We start from the raw sequence: 512 nt of genomic DNA on the forward strand, positions 1-512 counted from the left end.
ATGAATTGGTAGAGGCAATTGCTGCTAAAAATGGTGTGATCAGTCCAGCAACGCAAGCTCAATTACAAGCGATCAAAGATCAATTAGATGCGTTGAAAGATACAGCACAAGGCTTGGTAGATGCATTACCTGCATCAGCAGCTAAAGATGATCTAGATGCTCGTTTAGATGCTCTAGATACAGCTTTACCAGTAATTAATGATTTAAATGGTGATGGTGTTGTTGATGCTGCCGAAGCTGCGATTGCAGCAGCAACACAAGCGGTTCAAACTGCAGAAGCTAAGCATGATGAATTGGTAGAGGCAATTGATGCTAAAAATGGTGTAATCAGTCCAGCAACGCAAGCTCAATTACAAGCGATCAAAGATCAATTAGATGTATTGAAAGATACAGCACAAGGCTTGGTAGATGCATTACCTGAATCAGCAGCTAAAGATAGCTTAGATGCTCGTTTAGATGCTCTAGATACAGTTGTACCAGCAGTGAACGATACAGATAGCAATGGTATTGCT

Annotated in this window: 1 protein-coding gene; it reads left to right on the forward strand. The window is 41.0% G+C overall.

Translation table 11 applies throughout. From position 1 onward, the window contains the following. Positions 1-512 (forward strand): GA-like domain-containing protein (locus AC1M9A_RS14400; RefSeq protein ID WP_481610490.1); only part of this gene is annotated, 512 nt, incomplete at both ends.

This window comes from Acinetobacter sp. ANC_7634, from assembly GCF_056779875.1.